Origin of the sequence: Enterobacter sp. MGH85, from assembly GCF_001037655.1 — a bacterium.
Classification (GTDB): domain Bacteria; phylum Pseudomonadota; class Gammaproteobacteria; order Enterobacterales; family Enterobacteriaceae; genus Enterobacter; species Enterobacter intestinihominis.
In genome coordinates this window covers 2,496,080-2,513,585 of record NZ_KQ089925.1, presented here as the reverse complement: position 1 = coordinate 2,513,585, position 17,506 = coordinate 2,496,080, and the positions used below count along the sequence as shown (strand labels likewise).

At 56.7% G+C, this 17,506-nt stretch carries 15 protein-coding genes; 6 read left to right on the top strand and 9 right to left on the bottom strand.

What is annotated here, in order from left to right:
- Positions 1-2: 2 nt before the first annotated feature.
- Both folE and SK51_RS11915 read right to left on the bottom strand, forming a co-directional pair.
- Complete coding sequence (folE, locus tag SK51_RS11920) at positions 3-671, bottom strand: GTP cyclohydrolase I FolE (RefSeq protein WP_017383384.1); 669 nt, start codon at positions 669-671, stop codon at positions 3-5.
- A gap of 102 nt (positions 672-773) precedes the next feature.
- Positions 774-1,922 (bottom strand): YbfB/YjiJ family MFS transporter, encoded by a 1,149-nt coding sequence (locus tag SK51_RS11915; RefSeq protein ID WP_023306608.1) that lies wholly within the window; start codon positions 1,920-1,922, stop codon positions 774-776.
- 137 nt (positions 1,923-2,059) lie between these two features.
- Between SK51_RS11915 and fghA the strand changes: the two genes are divergently transcribed.
- Together fghA and SK51_RS11905 are read left to right on the top strand one after the other, a co-directional pair.
- Complete coding sequence (gene fghA, locus SK51_RS11910; protein ID WP_023306609.1) at positions 2,060-2,887, top strand: S-formylglutathione hydrolase; 828 nt, start codon at positions 2,060-2,062, stop codon at positions 2,885-2,887.
- A 261-nt stretch (positions 2,888-3,148) separates the two neighbouring features.
- Positions 3,149-5,134, top strand: coding sequence for a ligand-gated channel protein (locus tag SK51_RS11905; RefSeq protein WP_023306610.1), 1,986 nt, complete (start codon positions 3,149-3,151; stop codon positions 5,132-5,134).
- Positions 5,135-5,188: 54 nt separating this feature from the next.
- Here the strand turns inward: SK51_RS11905 and SK51_RS11900 are convergent, their stop codons facing one another.
- Together SK51_RS11900 and yieE are read right to left on the bottom strand one after the other, a co-directional pair.
- Complete coding sequence (locus SK51_RS11900; RefSeq protein WP_022648700.1) at positions 5,189-6,658, bottom strand: amino acid permease; 1,470 nt, start codon at positions 6,656-6,658, stop codon at positions 5,189-5,191.
- A gap of 180 nt (positions 6,659-6,838) precedes the next feature.
- Positions 6,839-7,705 (bottom strand): DNA-binding transcriptional regulator YeiE, encoded by an 867-nt coding sequence (gene yieE, locus SK51_RS11895; RefSeq protein WP_017383387.1) that lies wholly within the window; start codon positions 7,703-7,705, stop codon positions 6,839-6,841.
- Between the two features lie 97 nt (positions 7,706-7,802).
- Here yieE and SK51_RS11890 point away from each other — a divergent pair, with 97 nt between their 5' ends.
- Together SK51_RS11890 and nfo are read left to right on the top strand one after the other, a co-directional pair.
- Entirely contained in the window at positions 7,803-8,849 is a 1,047-nt protein-coding gene (locus tag SK51_RS11890) for a YeiH family protein (RefSeq protein WP_023306611.1), read from the top strand.
- Positions 8,850-8,913: 64 nt separating this feature from the next.
- Positions 8,914-9,771 carry a deoxyribonuclease IV gene (nfo, locus tag SK51_RS11885; RefSeq protein WP_023300589.1) on the top strand — a complete coding sequence of 286 codons (858 nt, stop codon included), beginning with the start codon at positions 8,914-8,916 and terminating at the stop codon, positions 9,769-9,771.
- A 74-nt stretch (positions 9,772-9,845) separates the two neighbouring features.
- On the opposite strand, the gene fruA is transcribed toward nfo, so the two are convergent.
- The 3 genes from fruA to fruB are packed head-to-tail and all read right to left on the bottom strand — an operon-like array spanning position 9,846 to position 13,616.
- Positions 9,846-11,531, bottom strand: a complete 1,686-nt coding sequence (fruA, locus tag SK51_RS11880; RefSeq protein ID WP_048206720.1) for a PTS fructose transporter subunit IIBC — start codon at positions 11,529-11,531, stop codon at positions 9,846-9,848.
- Positions 11,532-11,547: 16 nt separating this feature from the next.
- Positions 11,548-12,486 (bottom strand): 1-phosphofructokinase, encoded by a 939-nt coding sequence (gene fruK / locus SK51_RS11875; RefSeq protein ID WP_006811313.1) that lies wholly within the window; start codon positions 12,484-12,486, stop codon positions 11,548-11,550.
- Positions 12,486-13,616 carry a fused PTS fructose transporter subunit IIA/HPr protein gene (gene fruB / locus SK51_RS11870; RefSeq protein WP_022648705.1) on the bottom strand — a complete coding sequence of 377 codons (1,131 nt, stop codon included), beginning with the start codon at positions 13,614-13,616 and terminating at the stop codon, positions 12,486-12,488. The genes fruK and fruB overlap by 1 nt, the downstream gene beginning before the upstream one ends.
- A 358-nt stretch (positions 13,617-13,974) precedes the next feature.
- Between fruB and setB the strand changes: the two genes are divergently transcribed.
- On the top strand, positions 13,975-15,156 hold the full coding sequence (setB, locus tag SK51_RS11865) for a sugar efflux transporter SetB (protein ID WP_032622475.1): 1,182 nt from the start codon (positions 13,975-13,977) through the stop codon (positions 15,154-15,156).
- Here setB and SK51_RS11860 read toward each other — a convergent pair.
- The gene (locus SK51_RS11860) at positions 15,153-15,407 is read right to left on the bottom strand and encodes a YkgJ family cysteine cluster protein (RefSeq protein WP_023306612.1); all 255 of its coding nucleotides are present in this window, start codon (positions 15,405-15,407) and stop codon (positions 15,153-15,155) included. The two genes, setB and SK51_RS11860, sit on opposite strands and share 4 nt — an antisense overlap.
- Before the next feature lie 164 nt (positions 15,408-15,571).
- Here SK51_RS11860 and yeiP point away from each other — a divergent pair, with 164 nt between their 5' ends.
- The gene (gene yeiP, locus SK51_RS11855) at positions 15,572-16,144 is read left to right on the top strand and encodes an elongation factor P-like protein YeiP (protein ID WP_003859355.1); all 573 of its coding nucleotides are present in this window, start codon (positions 15,572-15,574) and stop codon (positions 16,142-16,144) included.
- Positions 16,145-16,260: 116 nt separating this feature from the next.
- Here the strand turns inward: yeiP and uxuA are convergent, their stop codons facing one another.
- Positions 16,261-17,451, bottom strand: a complete 1,191-nt coding sequence (uxuA, locus tag SK51_RS11850; protein ID WP_023306613.1) for a mannonate dehydratase — start codon at positions 17,449-17,451, stop codon at positions 16,261-16,263.
- Positions 17,452-17,506: the final 55 nt, after the last annotated feature.

The following is a 17,506-nucleotide window of genomic DNA, read 5'->3' as shown; positions in this document are numbered from 1 at the left end:
GATTAGTTGTGGTGGCGCACGGCGCGCAGAAACTCCTGGCGGGTGTTCTGGCTCGATTTGAACAGGCCGCCCAGCGAGGTGGTGGTAGTCGCGCTGGTTGCATCACGCACGCCACGAGCTTTCACGCAGTAGTGAACCGCGTCGATAGACACCGCCACGTTGTTAGTCCCCAACAGGGTTTGCAGTGCGGTCAGGATCTGCTGCGTCAGACGCTCCTGCACCTGAGGACGCTGGGCAAAGAACTGCACGATGCGGTTGATCTTGGACAGGCCAATGACCGTATCTTTTGGAATATAGGCCACCGTCGCTTTACCATCGATGGTCACAAAGTGATGCTCGCAGGTGCTGGTCAGCGTGATATCGCGTACCGTCACCATCTCATCGACCTTCATCTTGTTTTCAATGACGGTGATTTTCGGGAAGTTCGCGTAATCCAGGCCGGAGAAAATTTCGTCGACGTACATTTTCGCGATGCGGTGCGGCGTCTCCATCAGGCTGTCGTCGCTCAGATCGAGATTCAGCAGTTGCATGATCTCCGTCATATGGCCGGCGATCAGACTCTTGCGGGTAACATTGTCCAGCTCCTGCACGGGCGGGCGCAGTGGCGTTTCAAGACCGCGCGCAACCAGCGCTTCATGGACAAGGGCTGCTTCTTTACTGAGTGATGACATTCTTTTCTCCTGCAGGTGTGGCGTCTTTTGCCCTCGTTGTGGCAAAAGTGTGCGCTCATTGTGCGTGAGGCGACGCACATAATCCAGTATTCACGTCGATAATTATTGCAATTGCTGTTGCCTTTCAGCCTGACGGTTCCAGACTAACGCTCCGCCAGCGAACAGCGCGATCCCCGCCAGCCCCAGCGCGGGTTCCAGCCGGTGCGTGAGCCAGGTCGAGAGTGCCGACGTGACCGGACCAATCAGCTGACCAATGGCATACCCGGTGGTGAGCAGTCCCGCCATATAACGCGTATGATCTGGCGCCAGCTCGCGACCGTACTGAAGAGAGAGCTGCACGGCGCAGAGGAACCCGCCGCCCACCAGCAGCCCACCCGTCAGCAAGCCGCCAATGCCCGGCAGCAGCCAGGCTGCCAGCACGCCTATCCCCTGTAACCAGAGAACAATCGCCAGCCTGCGGTTAGCGCTTGATGTATGCCGTAGGGCAATACTGATCGCAATCCCCACCACCGAGGCGGCGCCAAATATTGGCCAGACAAACTGGGCAAACAGGCTGCCGGGGAAACGCACCGCCGCCATTTGCGACAGGAAGGTCGCAGGGAGGATATAGCCGAACCCTGCCAGGCTGTAGCTCCAGACCAGACGCCTGAGATCCGTAGTCAGCAGCAACGGCTCAGGCGCGGTACCGGGGCGATGAAGCTGGCCCGCGCGCGGCAGGTAGCGCGCCACAAGCGCAATTAGCACCAGCGCCAGTACGCCGTAGATTTGCCATGCCGCGCCGGCAGACAGGGATCTCGCCTGAATATAGACCGCCAGCAGGCCACTCAGGGCGATGCCGGCCCCGGGTCCGGCAAAGACGGCTGCACTAAGCCCCGGCTTGCCCAACTGCCCCAGCCGCTCGTTGGTCCAGGCGGCAATCAGCACCATCGACCAGCCGCTCATGCAGCCGATCACAAAGCGCAGCAGACCGTGAACGACAGCATTATCTGCCGCCGCAGAGAGCAGCGTCAGCGCCACCGCGCCAGTGATGCCAAGCCAGAGACGCGTTTCAACGAAGCGATGAGCGCGCATAGCATCCCATGCCCCCACCAGATAGCCCAGGTAGTTCATTGCCGCCACCAGCCCCGCGCTGGTGAGCGTGAGTTGCCCGGCGGCAATCATCAGCGGCACCTGAGGCGTGAAGGCGAAGCGCCCTATCCCCATCGCCACGACCAGAACCACAAATCCGCTGAGCGCGATACGCAGCGCCATGATCGCTCCAATTGTTAAAGAAAAGTAAATTTATGATGCAACATCTCGCCGTCCTGCGAAAGTGAAAGTTGCTCACAGGTCAATGAAAACTCTGTATTATGCGTTTAATGAATAGTCTTTCGGATAAGGAGCCCTGCATGGAACTGCTCGAAGAGCATCGTTGTTTTGAAGGTCGACAGCAGCGCTGGCGGCACGACTCCACCACGCTGAACTGTGCTATGACGTTCAGTATTTTCCTGCCCCCTGCGGACAATCCACCGGTGCTGTACTGGCTTTCAGGCCTGACCTGCAACGACGAAAACTTCACCACCAAAGCGGGCGCCCAGCGTATTGCCGCCGAACTGGGCATTGCGCTGGTGATGCCAGATACGAGCCCGCGTGGCGATGACGTGGCCGACGATGCCGGATACGATTTGGGTAAAGGCGCCGGGTTCTATCTCAACGCCACGGAACAACCCTGGGCGAGCCATTACCGCATGTATGACTACATTCGCGATGAACTGCCTGCCCTGGTGCATTCTCAGTTCGCGGTCAGCGAGCGCTGCGCGATAAGCGGACATTCGATGGGTGGCCACGGGGCGCTGATAATGGCGCTGAAAAATCCGGGGAAATACACCAGCGTGTCCGCATTTGCGCCGATTGTGAACCCAACGCAGGTGCCGTGGGGACAAAAAGCCTTCACGCACTATCTGGGTGAGGATGCAGAGAAATGGCAGGAATGGGACAGCTGTGCGCTGATGCTGGCGAGCCAGCCAGAAGACGCTATCCCGATGCTGGTGGATCAGGGTGATGCCGATCAGTTCCTCGCCGGGCAGTTACAGCCTGCGTTGCTGGCGGAAGCCGCGCGCCAGAAGGACTGGCCGCTGACGCTGCGCATACAGCCGGGATACGATCACAGCTATTACTTCATGGCGTCCTTTATTGAAGATCATCTTCGCTTCCATGCGACACATTTGTTCGCGTAAATACAGCTGTTTGCCCGATAGCCTCTCGCCTGTCGGGCCTTTCCCCTCATTTACATAATCCTATCCGCTTGAATCCAGCCTGTTTTCCGTCGCCCTCACTCAAACACAAATGATTTCAATTATCATTTGTGTTTACAATTCTACATTCTTTTGTACAATTCCAGGCTCTTCTCCATCTCAAAGAGTTCTTACAAGACAAAAACATACAGTTCTCAGGGTTATCCCGATGGAGTTTTTTTCATTTTTATACGGAATGTACAAATGACAATACCACGCATTAAGCTCCTGGCCGTCGCCATTGGCGCTGCCACATGTTCCCCCTTCGTTCACGCAGCCGATCAGGATACCGTTGTCGTTACCGCGACGGGTTTTGAACAAAAGATCCAGAATGCCCCCGCCTCCATCTCTGTGATTTCAAAACAGCAGATTGAAGATAAAGCCTACCGTGATGTTACCGATGCCCTGAGAGATGTCCCGGGCGTCGTCGTCACCGGCGGTGGAAGTAGCAGTGATATCAGTATTCGCGGCATGGCCTCTCAGTACACCCTGTTCCTGGTGAACGGCAAACGCGTCAGTACGCGAAGCACCCGCCCAAACAGCGACAACTCGGGTATTGAACAAGGCTGGCTGCCGCCGCTGGAGTCCATTGAGCGCATCGAGGTCATCCGCGGCCCGATGTCCTCGCTTTACGGCTCCGATGCTATGGGTGGCGTCATTAACGTCATTACCAAAAAAGTCTCGAACACCAAAGCCTGGACCGGTTCGTTGCATGGCGACGCCACCTTCCAGGAAAACCATGACTCCGGCGATATCTTCCAGACCAACGCCTACGCTTCTGGTCCCCTGATTGATGGGCTGCTGGGTGCAAAAGTGACGGGGCTGTTGTCACGCCGCGCAGAAGATAAAATCGTGAACGGCTATAACGAGCAGAAAATGCGTAACGGTGGCATTACGCTGAACTTCACGCCGGACGAGAAGAACGATTTCGATCTCGACTTTGCTCGCGAGCTTCAGGACAGAAACAGCACCCCGGGGATGTCGAAAGCGGCTGAAACCTGCCGGGGAACAACCTGTACGCCAAATACCAAAAGCGACTCGCGCTATGAGCACACGACCTACTCGTTAACCCACAGTGGTTATTACGACGACTTCAATACCACCAGCTATATCCAGCAGGAAGAGACCAATAATCCAGGTCGCAAAATGCGTTCCTACAACACCACCTTTAACAACCAGAACCAGATCTTCCTCGGCGATCATACGTTGACCCTCGGCGGACAGTACCGTTATGAGAAATTGCGCGACAACGGCAATCAGCTGGAAGCTGCTGACGGCCTGAACAAACTGACGCGCTGGAGCTGGGCCCTGTTTGCCGAAGATGAATGGTCAATGACGGAAAGCTTTACGTTGACCGGCGGCCTGCGTATGGATAAAGACCAAAACTACGGGACGAACTGGACGCCGCGCGGTTACGGCGTATGGCACCTGGCCGATCAGTGGACGTTGAAAGGCGGGGTTTCTGCTGGCTATCGTGCGCCGGATCTGCGTCAGTCGTCTGCCAGCTGGGGCCAGGTGACAGGTGGCGGCCGTCTTGACGGTATCATCGTCGGCAACCCGGATCTGAAACCCGAGAAGAGCCTGAGCGAAGAGCTCGCCCTGCTCTGGGATAACAACGATAACCTTAATGCCGGTGTGACGCTGTTTAATACCGACTTCAAGGATAAAATTACGGAAGTTCGCCGCTGTAACAGCAGCGCCGATCCCGCCTGTACGATTGGCGATCATAGCTATGATTTCGTCAGCGATCGCGTCAACGTGGACAAAGCCAATATGCGCGGTGTGGAGTCCTCGTTCGGCTGGAAAATCACGCGCGATGTGAACTGGACTGCAAACTACACCTATACGGAATCCGAGCAGAAGAGCGGCCAGTTCTCCGGCAAGCCACTGAACAAAATGCCAAAACACATGTTCAACACCACCCTGGACTGGCAGGCGACGCCCGACGTCGGCTTCTGGAGCCGTCTGAACCTGCGCGGTAAAACGTCTGAGTACCTGAGCCGCACGTCAATGTCCCAGGGTACACCGTCCTACACTCAGGTTGATGTCGGTATGCGCTACAACGCCAACAAAAACCTGCTGGTTACTGCCGGTGTGTATAACGTGCTCGATAAGCAGATTGACTACGATACGTATGACACCGTGCTGGATGGCCGTCGCTATACCGTTGGCATGACCTACAGCTTCTGATCTGCCCATAAAAAAGCCCGCTCGATTGAGCGGGCTAAAAGAGAGGAAGTGCGGTTATTGTTTAAATCGTTCCGGGAAATCCATTTCACTGTAGCGAACGAAGCGCGTTCCTTTCGTCAGTTTGTAGCCAAACCAGATGATCAGGAACAGCGGAATGCCAATATAGGTGGCCGTGACGGCGCCCCAGTCAATGGTGTCCGCAAGGAAGGCCTCATAGTTCTGGCCCAGGGTAATGATCAGGCACAGAACGAAGGCGAAGATCGGCCCCAGCGGGAAGAACCCTGACCGGTACGGCAGGTTATTCAGATCATGACCCTGCTTGACGTACCCGCGACGGAAACGGTAGTGGCTGATGGCAATGCCCAGCCAGGCAATGAAGCCCGTCATACCAGAGGTGTTAAGCAGCCACAGGTAGACCGTCTGGTTGCCGAACATGGAGGTCAGGAAACAGAGACCCGCAATCACCGTGGTCGCATACAGCGCGTTGCGTGGCACGCCACCGCGAGACAGTTTCGAGAAAATACGTGGCGCTTTACCATCGCAGGCCAGGGTGTAAAGCATACGGGTGGAGGCGTACATACCGGAGTTACCCGCAGACAGTACCGCCGTCAGGATCACCGCGTTCATCACCGCCGCCGCAGAGAGCAGACCCGCGTGCTGGAAGACCAGGGTGAACGGGCTGACGCTGATGTCTTTCACATCGTTACGCAGCAGGCTTGGGTCGGTATACGGAATGATCAGGCTGATAATCAGGATCGCGAACACATAGAACAGCAGGATACGCCAGAACACCTGACGCACCGCGCGCGGGATGGTCTTCTCCGGGTTTTCGGATTCACCGGCCGCAATGCCAATCAGTTCGGTGCCCTGGAAGGAGAAGCCGACAATCATCGCCACGCCAATCATCGCCGAGAAGCCCCCGGCAAACGGCGCATCGCCTATTGTCCAGTTACTCCAGCCCGCCGGTTCGGCCCCTTTGAAAATACCAACGATCATCGCCACACCGACGACGATAAAGATGATGACGGTTGCCACTTTAATTAAAGAGAACCAGTATTCCGCTTCGCCGAAACCGCGCACGGAGATGTAGTTCAGCAGGAAGATGACCGCCAGGAACAGGGCGCTCCAGATCCAGCCGGGCGTGTCCGGGAACCACCAGGTCATCACCAGCTGTGCGGCGACGAGGTCAACGGCGATGGTCACCGCCCAGTTATACCAGTAGTTCCAGCCCAGCGCGAAGCCGAAGCCTTCCTCAACGTATTTTTGTCCGTAGGTCGAAAACGAACCAGACACCGGCATGTATGCCGCCAGTTCGCCCAGGCTGGTCATCAGGAAGTAGACCATCAGGCCAATCAGGATATAAGAGAATAATGCCCCACCCGGGCCGGCTGCCGAAATTGTTGCGCCAGAGGCAACGAAAAGACCCGTACCGATGGAGCCGCCAATGGCGATCATCGTCAGGTGACGCGCCTTAAGTGCGCGACGTAGCGCGGGCGCTTCTGTGGTTTTAGTTTCTGAAACCATGTGAAAATGCTGTCCATTCAATAAATGAGGCGCGATTGTAGCAGACGATCTGCGTTGCTTCCGGCAGAAATGCTCAGTTATAAGAGAGCTTCATGACTCGGCCAGGATTATAAGTAAAGCATAAAAATGTGGAGTGATAAGCGCACCTGGCCCCGGTAAGCGAAGCGCCACCGGGGAACGTTAAATGGCACAATAGCGAAGAAAACGCTGGAGCGAGCTGGAAAGGTGTTTCTGACGATGGTGGATGCACCACAGCGTGCGCACCAGCTTCGGCAGCGGAACGGGGATCTCAACCAGAGAGCCGGTTTCCAGCTGTTCGGCGATCACCCGTCGGGAAAGACAGCTAATGCCCAGGCCATGACGTACGGCATGCTTAATGGCCTCGGAGTTACCTAACTCCATCCCTAGCTGGAACTGCGGCAGATGGGACAGCAGCAGATAATCGACAATCTCACGCGTGCCGGAGCCCTGCTCTCGCAGGATCCACTGCGCTTGCGCCAGACGCTCCAGCGTAACCTCGCCCTGGAGTAAAGAAGAGGCCGGGGAAGCAAACACCACCAGCTCATCCTCAAGCCAGGGCTCCGCAATGATATCGACGTTGTGGCACGGCCCTTCGATAAGACCGATGTCCACGCGGAAATCAATCACCGCGTTAATCACGTCCTGGCTGTTGCCGACGCTCATCTCCAGCGGCAGGGTCGGAAAATCCCGGCGGTAGCGGGCGATCACTTCCGGCAGGATGTAATTACCGATCGTGCTGCTGGCGTAGACGCGAATAGCGCCGTTGTCCTCGCGGAACAGCTGTTCGATCTCCGTTGCCTGCTCAAGCAAGGCCAGGGCACGCGGATACAGCAGGCGGCCATGTTCGTTCACCACCAGTCGCTTTCCTACCCTGTCGAAAAGCTGGACGCCCAGTTGCCCTTCAAGATCGGTCAAGGCCGCGCTAACGGCGGACTGCGAGAGCGCCAGCATTTGTGACGCCTGGGTTGTCGAGCCGCTTTTCAGCACCTCGGCAAAAACTTCCAGCTGACGCAATGTAATGTGCATGGTTGCTTACCACTTATAAAGATTGATTATAAATATATAATCAATTTTATTTTTAAGCCAGAGCATCGTAACCTTTAGCCAGACAAAGGAGAAGGTTATGTCAGAAATCACCTTACAACATCATCGTACAGTGTGGCACTTCGTGCCGGGTCTCGCGCTCAGCGCCGTGGTTACCGGCGTGGCCTTATGGGGTGGCAGTATACCAGCTGTTGCCGGCGCAGGGTTCAGCGCCCTGACGCTGGCCATTCTGCTCGGCATGGTGGTCGGGAACACCGTTTACCCGCACATCTGGAAATCCTGCGACGGCGGCGTGATTTTCGCCAAGCAGCATTTATTACGTCTCGGGATCATCCTTTATGGCTTCCGTCTCACCTTTTCGCAGATCGCGGATGTGGGTGTCAGCGGGATTGCCATCGACGTCCTGACCCTTTCGAGCACCTTTTTACTGGCGTGCTTTATCGGCCAGAAGATCTTTGGACTGGACAAACAGACCAGCTGGCTGATCGGTGCGGGTAGCAGCATCTGCGGCGCAGCGGCTGTACTGGCAACAGAGCCGGTAGTCAAAGCCGAAGCCAGTAAAGTCACGGTTGCCGTCGCGACGGTAGTTATCTTCGGTACGTTGGCGATCTTCCTGTATCCAGCCATGTATCCGCTGGTGGCGCACTGGTTTAGCCCGGAAACCTACGGCATTTATATCGGCTCAACCATGCACGAAGTGGCGCAGGTGGTGGCGGCAGGTCACGCCATTAACCCGGAAGCGGAAAACGCGGCGGTCATTGCCAAAATGCTGCGCGTGATGATGCTGGCCCCGTTCCTGATTTTCCTCGCGGCGCGGGTTAAACAGCTGGCTCCTGCAGGCGGCAGCGAGAAAAGCAAAATCACCATTCCGTGGTTTGCGATCCTGTTCATCGTGGTCGCTATCTTCAACTCTTTCCACCTGCTGCCAAAAGTGATGGTGGATATGTTGGTCACGCTGGATACGGTCCTGCTGGCGATGGCGATGGCGGCGCTGGGCGTCACCACGCACGTCAGCGCGCTGAAAAAAGCCGGGGCGAAACCGCTGCTGATGGCGCTGGTGCTGTTCATCTGGCTGATTGTTGGCGGCGGTGCGATTAACCTTGCGGTACACAGCCTGTTGGCATAAACCATCTCGTCCTTCTCCTGTTAACCCGCTATCATAGGCATTTCGGGTTAACAGGAGTCTTTTTATGAAATATGTTGGAGCGCACGTCAGCGCTGCCGGTGGCCTTGCGAATGCCGCCATTCGCGCCGCCGAAATCGAGGCGACCGCTTTCGCCCTGTTCACCAAAAACCAGCGCCAGTGGCGCGCAGCTCCCCTCACCGCGGAAGTGATTGATGACTTCAAAGCCGCCTGCGAGAAATACCGCTATGGGCCTGGGCAGATCCTCCCGCACGACAGCTACCTGATTAACCTCGGCCACCCGGTTGCTGAGGCGCTGGAAAAATCCCGCGAAGCATTCCTGGATGAGGTTCAGCGCTGTGAACAGCTGGGGCTGACGCTGCTGAACTTCCATCCCGGTAGCCATCTGATGCAAATCGACGAAGACGCCTGTCTGGCGCGCATCGCCGAGTCCATCAACATGACGCTGGATAAAACCCAGGGCGTGACGGCGGTGATTGAGAATACCGCCGGTCAGGGCAGCAACCTCGGCTTTAAGTTTGAGCATCTGGCGGCGATCATCGACGGCGTGGAAGACAAATCCCGCGTGGGCGTGTGCATTGATACCTGCCACGCGTTTGCCGCCGGGTATGATCTGCGCACAACCGAGGCCACGAAAAATACCTTCGAAGAGTTCGAGCGTATTGTTGGCTTTAAGTATCTTCGCGGTATGCACTTAAACGATGCGAAAAGCGCGTTCGGCAGCCGCGTAGACCGTCACCACAGCCTGGGCGAAGGTAATATCGGCCACGATGCGTTCCGCTTTATCATGCAGGATCCCCGCTTCGACGGCATTCCAATGGTGCTGGAAACCATCAATCCGGATATCTGGGCAGAAGAGATTGCCTGGCTGAAGGCACAGCAGACCGCTGAACAGGCGGCATAAAAAAAGCCGGGCGCTTAACGCGACCCGGCTTTTTTGTAGGTCGGGTAAGGCGAAGCCGCCACCCGACACCTCTTTTAGGCTGCTTTTGCGACCACTTCCGCTTCCGGACGCTTCAGCACCGCGTAAGACAGACCCGCCACCAGCGTACCGGCAACAATCGCCAGCAGGTAGCCCAGCACCGGCGTGATGGCGCCAGGGATCAGCAGGACGAACAGACCGCCGTGCGGTGCCATCAGTTTCGCACCTACCGCCATGGAGATAGCTCCCGTTACCGCACCGCCGACGATACAGCATGGCAGAACACGCATTGGATCGCGCGCCGCAAACGGGATTGCGCCTTCGGTAATGAAGCACAGACCCAGCACCAGCGCCGCTTTGCCGCCTTCCTGCTGCGCTTTATCGAACTTACGACGGGCAATGATTGTCGCCAGGCCAAGTGCCAGCGGAGGCACCATACCTGCCGCCATGATCGCCGCCATCGGCGCGTAGGTCTGGGTACTCAGCAGGCCAACGCCGAACGCGTATGCCGCTTTGTTTACCGGACCGCCCATGTCGGTACACATCATACAGCCGAGGATTGCGCCCAACAGCACCGCGTTCGCCGTCCCCATGGTTTGCAGCCAGTGGGTCAGACCTTCCAGAATGCCCGCGACCGGCTTACCAATCAGGTAAATCATCGCCAGACCGACCACCAGGCTGGAAATCAGCGGGATGATCAGGATAGGTTTCAGCGCCTCCATACTCTGCGGCAGCTTCAGCTTAGAGCTGATGAGCTTCGCCACGTAACCGGCAAGGAAACCGGCAATAATACCGCCGATAAAGCCAGAACCAGTGCTCACGGCCAGCATACCGCCGATAAGACCCGGCGTCAGACCCGGACGGTCAGCAATGGAGAAGGCGATAAAGCCCGCCAGCACCGGCACCATCAGCGCAAACGCGGAGCCGCCGCCAATCTGCATCAACGCTGCCGCCAGCGTGCCCTGCTCTTTAAAGGCTTCGATACCAAAGGCAAAGGAGAGCGCAATACACAGGCCGCCCGCCACCACCATCGGCAGCATGTAGGAAACCCCGGTTAACAGGTGACGATAGGCACCCGCAGACTCTTTCTTACCTTCGCCAGGCGTCTTAGCCGCACCGGTCGCCTGATAAGGTTTGGCTTCCGCCAGCGCTTTATCAAACTCCTGCGCAGTTTTCTTCAGCGCCAGGCCGGTTGAGGTGCGGTACATCGGCTTACCGGCAAACTTCGCCAGATCCACTTCGATATCGGCCGCCACGATCACCAGATCGGCTTCGGCCACCTCTTCCGGCGTGATGGCATTACCCGCGCCAACAGATCCGCGAGTTTCAACCTTCACCCACCAGCCGCGTTTTTTCGCTTCGGTTTCAATGGCTTCAGCCGCCATAAAGGTGTGAGCCACACCTGTCGGGCAGGCCGTTACCGCAACAATGCGTTTCGGCCCAGCGGTTGCGACCGGCGCGGCCTCAACGGGTGCGCTGTAAACCGTCGCATGACCTTTTGCTTCGCTCAGAAACAGTTCGGGGTGTGCCACCGCGCGGTTAATATCGCCCAGCCATACTTTTTTGCCGTTCAGGGCGCTGTCCGCGGGGATTTTGTCGCCCAGAACAATCGCCATTTCAGCATCACCCGGGTTATCAATGATATCCAGATGCGCTTTTTGTGCCGCCGCGCCCAGCAGGGTCTTCGCCATATAGGCACGAGCCTGTCCGAGACCGGAGTCAATGATCAGCAGCGTTTTCATTATTCCTCTCCTGCTGTTAGTTAAAAGGTTTTAAGTCAACGCGCGCCATCATCGCGGCTAACTGGGTACGATCGGTAATACCGACATTGCTCTGGCTCACGGCCAGGGCCGCAACGGCGGTAGCAAGGCGTAGGGTATGTTCACTGGATTCGCGCATCAGCAGACCGTAGATCAGGCCGCCAACCATCGAATCCCCGGCACCCACGGTGCTGACCACTTCCATAGAAGGCGGTTTGGCAATCCATTCCCCGGAGGCGTTAACCCACAGGGCACCTTCTGCACCCAGCGAAATCACCACATGAGCGATACCCTGCTCGCGCAGCGCATGGGCAGCGTCAATCACATCCTTTAATTCTGGCAGCTTACGGCCCGCCCAGATTTCCAGTTCACGGCGGTTAGGCTTAACCAGCCATGGCGAGGCTTTCAGACCGGCGACCAGCGCGTCGCGGCTGCTGTCAAAAATAATGCACGGGCACTGGCTGCGCAGGCGCGTCATCCAGTCGGTGAACGCTTCCGGGCTGACGCCGGACGGCAAGCTGCCGCTGACGCACACCATGTCAAACTGGCCCAGCCAGCTCAGGGAATCGGCAACGAAGCGCTCCCAGTCAGCCGGGGTCACTTCGAAGCCGGAGAAGTTCAGATCGGTTACTTCACCGTCTTTCTCGGTCAGCTTAACGTTAATACGGGTACGGCCCTGCACAACCTGAAAACGGTTGGCGATGCCCAGTTCACTGAACAACTGCTGAAAACCGTCCTGGTTGTCTTTGCCAAGGAAGCCGCCAACGGTGACGTCGATGCCGAGATCTTTCAGCACCTTCGCCACGTTAATCCCTTTCCCTGCGGCATGCAGGCCGGTGGTTCGCACCAGGTTAACTTCGCCACGCTCAATTTCCGGGCAGAAGCCCACCAGATCGTAAGCCGGGTTCAGCGTAATGGTCGCAACACGTCTGCTCATTATGCGCCCTCCCCCAGACCGGCCGCGATGGCGTCGCCAATCGCTTTCAGCGCCTGTTCAGCATCAGCACCCTGCGCGGTAAAACGCAGACGATGGCCTTTCTTCACACCCAGCGCGACAACTTTCATCAGGCTGCGCCCGTTGGCTGGTTTACCCGAACCGTCCAGATTGGTCACGGTGATCTCACTTTCAAATTGTTTAATGGTATTCACCAGCATGGTGCCCGGACGGGCATGCAGGCCGTGTTCGTTACGCACCACGTACTCTGCGCTCAGCAGGTCGTCCGTCAGCGCATCGTCGCTGGTCAACAGAGCCAGCACCGTCGCCGCGTCTGCGTTCAGCAATTTTTCAGCTTTATTGTTCAGCAGCAGATCGCCAAGGCGCTTCAGGACGGATACCGGCTGATCGTCAGCCATGGCAACCGTTACCAGCATCGCGGCGCGTTCCCCGTCTGTCTCAAAGGCAACGGCAGCACGGCTGACCGCGATAGCACTGCGCAGGTTGCCTTCAGCACTGTCGTTCAGCCAGATGCCCTGACCCAGGTTTAAAGGCTTATCATTGATGGTGCGGGTCACAAAGGCGGTATCAGCCGCCCCCACCTCTTTCAGGCGAGCCGCGTTCAGCGCCTGGAGCGTCACCAGATCGGACGCAACGACGTCCAGCATCAGGGTTTCATTATCCAGCTTCAGCGCTTCGCTCTGTTTTTCGCCCATCAGCAGGGCACGCAGCTCTTCAGCAGTGGTGGCGGATTTAAGCTGTTCCGCGACGGCATCATCGCTCAGCACGTGCGTCAGCTGACGCAGCAGGCCCAGGTGTTCGTCACCGCTTGCCGCGATACCGATCGCCACGTAAGCCACCTGCCCCTCGCCCCAGAGCACGCCCTGCGGGAACTGGTAAACCTGCACGCCGGTTTTCAGCACCTGATCGCGGGTGTCCGTGGTGCCGTGCGGAATTGCAATACCGTTACCGAGGAAGGTGGAGGTCTGCTGTTCACGCGCCAGCATGCCGTTGACGTAGCCGTCCGCCACGTTGCCAGCCTGCACGAGCGCAGCGGCGACCTGGCGAATAGCCTCTTCTTTATTCCCGGCCTGTTCGCCCGGGTGGATATCCTGAACAGATAACTGGAACATGATTCTCCTCTCCTGCTGAAATTGAATCGTTTCAGCTTAACTGAGAAAATATGCGCTAACCTGCTTCTACAGTACATGCAAGATAGCGCTGAAACGTTTCAAGAAGTCTTGTCTTTTCTACAAAAGGTTGCAAGAAAAGTTACATTTCTTGTTGCAGAATTTAGAAGTGCAGCACATTTCTTCTTCAATAGGGAGGTTTTTGCTGATGTTCAGCAAACAGGTTCAGCACGCTTCAGCGAAACAGCGTTAAACTGAAATGCTATTTTGATTTATTGTGGCAATCTTGATTTTGCCCTCTGTTTATTTAATGACAGGCGGCGTAAACTCCGCCTCTCTCTGTTACTCGCAAAGACTGAACATGCATAACACCCCCGCTGCCGCCTCACCAAAGCCCTTTGATTTGACGTCAACGGCGTTTTTGATTGTTGCTTTCCTCACCGGTATTGCCGGTGCGTTACAAACGCCTACGCTGAGCCTGTTTCTGACCAACGAAGTCCACGCGCGTCCGGCGATGGTTGGCTTCTTCTTCACCGGGAGCGCCATCATTGGCATCCTGGTCAGCCAGTTTCTGGCCGGGCGTTCCGACAGAAAAGGCGATCGCAAAAGCCTGATTGTTTTTTGCTGTCTGCTGGGCGTTTTCGCCTGCGTGTTGTTTGCCTGGAACCGCAACTATTTCATTCTGCTGTTTGTTGGGGTGTTCCTGAGCAGCTTCGGCTCGACCGCCAACCCGCAGATGTTCGCCCTTGCCCGCGAGCATGCCGACCGCACCGGGCGGGAAGCGGTGATGTTCAGCTCGATACTGCGCGCGCAGGTGTCGCTTGCGTGGGTGATTGGCCCCCCGCTCGCCTACGCACTGGCAATGGGTTTTGGCTTTACGGTAATGTACCTCAGCGCGGCGGTAGCCTTCGTGGTGTGTGGCGCAATGGTATGGTTCTTCCTGCCTTCCATGCGTAAAGAGCCGAAAGTGGCGACCGGTACGCTGGAAGCACCGCGGCGTAACCGGCGCGACGCACTACTGTTATTCATTATCTGTACGCTGATGTGGGGAACGAACAGCCTCTATATCATTAATATGCCGTTGTTTATTATTGATGAGCTGCATCTGCCGGAGAAGCTGGCCGGGATCATGATGGGAACCGCCGCGGGGCTTGAGATCCCCACCATGCTGATTGCGGGCTATTACGCGAAGCGCTTCGGCAAGCGCTTTTTGATGCGCATCGCCGCCGTTGCCGGGCTGCTGTTTTATGTCGGTATGCTGACGGTTCATACGCCAGCCCTGCTTCTTGCTTTACAGCTGCTGAACGCCATTTACATCGGCATTCTGGCCGGTATCGGCATGCTCTACTTCCAGGATCTGATGCCGGGTCAGGCAGGCGCTGCCACCACCCTTTATACTAATACCACCCGCGTGGGCTGGATTATTGCAGGCTCACTGGCGGGCGTTGTGGCTGAAATCTGGAACTATCATACGGTGTTCTGGATTGCGCTGGTGATGTGCGTCCTGACGCTGAGCTGCCTGACGCGAATTAAGGACGTTTAAGGCGCGGTGAGCGCTTCCAGCTCAAGCAGATAAGTGATGGCCTGCTGGCGCGTACTGCCGCACATTTCGGCGCCAGGCTGGAGCCCGGAGCACACCTTCGGGCGTAAAGGCGAGCCAAAGATCATGCACAGGTTAGATTCAGAGAGCTGAACGCAGCGGGTATTGGCAGGCTTGCCTTGTGGCATGCCTGGAATGGGGCTTGAGATGGACGGTGCGGTACAGCACGCGCCACAGTCGGAACGACAATCCATACATGCTCTCTGTTGGTGGCAGATGCCCGCGCAGTCGGGCATCGCGCGCACAGTAACACCTTTTATGTATTGATAGCAAAACCCACGAATTCCGCTTGCCTGAAAGGCCGCGCGCGAGTAATTTGGCGCGATATTTTTTACCTCCCGTAAACAGGATTACTGCAATGCCAAGAGCGAACGAAATCAAGAAAGGTATGGTACTGAATTACAACGGCAAACTGCTGATTGTGAAAGATATCGACATTCAGGCACCCAGCGCCCGTGGCGCAGCAACGCTGTATAAAATGCGTTTCTCCGATGTCCGTACCGGCCTGAAAGTGGAAGAACGTTTTAAAGGCGACGATATCGTGGATACCGTGACCCTGACCCGTCGCTACGTTGATTTTTCTTATATCGACGGCAACGAATACGTGTTCATGGATAAAGAAGATTACACCCCGTATATCTTCACCAAAGATCAGATCGAAGAAGAGCTGCTGTTTATTCCTGAAGGTGGAATGCCGGACATGCAGGTGCTGACCTGGGATGGCGTGCTGCTGGCGCTGGAGCTGCCGCAGACCGTTGATCTGGAAATCGTTGAAACGGCACCGGGCATCAAAGGCGCGTCTGCAAGCGCGCGTAACAAACCGGCTACCCTGACTACCGGTCTGGTCGTACAGGTGCCAGAATACCTGTCAGCGGGCGAGAAAATCCGTATCCATATCGAAGAAAAACGCTATATGGGTCGCGCTGACTGATTGTGGCGTTTGCCGGGTGGCGGCTGCGCCTTACCCGGCCTACAAAAACACAAAAACCGGCCTCAGAGCCGGTTTTTCGTAGGCCCGGTAAGCGTAGCGCCACCGGGCAATCAGGCTTACAGAAGCTCTGGATACTTCGTCATTTTCAGCGCCAGCTCGATACCGCGCACTTCCGCCATCCCTTTCAGACGGCCAATCGCCGAATACCCTGGATTCGTTTTCTTGCGCAGATCGTCCAGCATCTGATGCCCGTGATCCGGACGGAACGGGATAGGACGTACATCCCCCGCCTGCTTACGACGTACTTCTTCAGAGAGAATGGCATCCACCACCGCAACCATGTTCACGTCGCCGCCAAGGTGGGCTGCTTCATGGAAGGTTTTTGGATTCTCTTCACGGCAGGTTGCACGCAGGTGAGTGAAATGAATGCGATCCCCAAAGGTTTCGATCATCCGCACCAGATCGTTATCCGCACGCACGCCGTAAGAGCCCGTACACATGGTAAAGCCGTTGTAGATGCTGTCCACCGTCTCTTTTAGCCACTGCATATCCTCAATGGTCGACACGATACGCGGCAGGCCGAGGATTGGGCGCGGAGGATCGTCCGGATGGACCGCCAGCCGCACGCCGACTTCTTCTGCCACCGGCACAATAGCGCGCAGGAAGTGCGCCATGTTTTCACGCAGCTGGTTTTTATCGATATCGCCATATTCCGCCAGGCGCGCGCGGAACTGATCGAGGGTATAGCCCTCTTCCGCCCCCGGCAGGCCCGCGATAATATTGCGAACCAGCTTCTCAATGTCCGCTTCACTGGCGGCATTGAACCACGCCAGCGCCTGCTGCTGCTCTTCGGCGGTGTAGTCTGCTTCCGCCCCCGGACGCTTCAGAATGTGCAGCTCGAAAGCCGCAAAAGCGATTTGATCGAAACGCAGCGCCTTCGAACCATCGGCCATTTCATATTCCAGGTCGGTACGCGTCCAGTCCAGAATTGGCATAAAGTTATAGCAGACGGTATCAATACCGCAGGCCGCCAGGTTACGAATGCTCTGCTGATAATTCGCAATCCAGGTTTCACACTCACCGGAGTGGGTTTTGATATCTTCGTGAACCGGAATACTTTCCACGACAGACCAGGTTAGACCCTTCTCTGCCAGCTGTGCCTGACGCTTTTGGATTTCCTCCACCGGCCACACCTGACCGTTCGGAATATGATGCAGCGCCGTGACCACACCCGTTGCGCCAGCCTGACGCACATCATCAAGAGAAACCGGATCGTTCGGCCCGTACCAACGCCAGGTTTGTTCCATTGCCCCACCCTCTCAAGTTGTTATACCAATATGGATTACCTCAATGACGACTACC